General features: G+C 71.8%; 1 protein-coding gene and 1 pseudogene. One reads left to right on the forward strand and one right to left on the reverse strand.

What is annotated here, in order from left to right; genetic code table 11:
* Positions 1-223, forward strand: a pseudogene (locus tag ACFHPP_RS31080) (chitin deacetylase); the annotation flags it as partial.
* 95 nt (positions 224-318) lie between these two features.
* On the opposite strand, the gene ACFHPP_RS31085 reads toward ACFHPP_RS31080, so the two are convergent.
* Positions 319-1,183, reverse strand: an 865-nt coding sequence (locus ACFHPP_RS31085) for a universal stress protein (RefSeq protein ID WP_437167089.1), incomplete at its 5' end; no start/stop codon positions are given.

Raw genomic sequence — 1,183 nt, forward strand, 5'->3', positions numbered from 1 at the left:
CGATGCCTTCGACATGCTGTACGCGGAGGGCGCGCGAACGCCGAAGATGATGTCGGTTGGCCTGCACATGCGGCTGATCGGCCACCCGGCGCGGGCGGCCGGACTGCAGCGGCTGTTGGACTACATGATGCAGCGGCGCGACGTGTGGATCGCCAAGCGTGTGGATATCGCGCGGCACTGGGCGGCGACGCACCCGTATGCGGGGAAGGGCCTCAACGAGTAGCCGCGGTCGTCCGAGGCAGCGAGGCGTGGCCGCACGTCACGCCTCGCGCGACTGGTCCGCGCCACCTTCAGGCGACCGTACCGATTCCCATCCGCTCAGCGGAAGACCAGCACCGGGATCTTGCAGCTGCGCAGCAGCGCCGTGGTGGTGCTGCCGACGATCATGTTGCGCAGCCGGCCATGGCCGTAGGCGCCCATCACCAGCAGGTCGATGCCGGCGGTGGCGACATGGCCGGCGATGGCGGTGTCCGCATCGCCCTGCAGCACGGTCTGCGTCGCGGACTTGCCGGCGGCCGCCAGTTGCCGCGCCGGCTCCGCCAGCAGCGCACGCCCCGTCGCCTCATCCGCGGCGACCGTCACCAGGTGGCACTCCAGCCCATCCAGCGACGCGGTGCCGGCGGCATAGGCCACCGCCTGCTGGCCGGAACGGCCGCCATCATAGGCGATGGCGAAGCGCGTGATCGGCCGGAAGGCCCGCGAGGCCACCAGCACCGGCAGGATGCTGGACCGCAGCACGCGTTCCAGGTTGGCACCGAGGTGGCCGACGGCGAAGTTCGCGGCCTCGCCCCGCTTGCCGACCACCAGCAGGTCGGCCTCGCCCTCGAACTCCACGATCGTGTCCACCAGCGCGCCCTGTCGCTGCACGGTGGTGATGTGCGCCACGCCCGCCGCCTTCAGCCGGGCCTCCGCCGCCGAGAGCAGGGCGCGGGCCCGGCGCAGCGAGACCTTGCCGCGCGCCTCGTCCAACTCCGCCAACTCGCGCAGCAACTCCTCCGAGGCATTGACGCCGAGCGCACCGCTGCGATCGACAGGCGCCTCCGCCGTCGCGCGGTCCAGCACATGCAGCACGCGCACGGAAGCGCCGCCCATGCGCGCCGAGGCCCAGGCGGCGTGGTCCAGGATGCTCTCGGCGTAGACCGAGCCATCGGTACAGGCGAGGATTTGCGCCATGGCGTGTTCG

Source organism: Falsiroseomonas sp. E2-1-a20 (assembly GCF_051433195.1).
Classification (GTDB): Bacteria; Pseudomonadota; Alphaproteobacteria; order Acetobacterales; family Acetobacteraceae; genus Falsiroseomonas.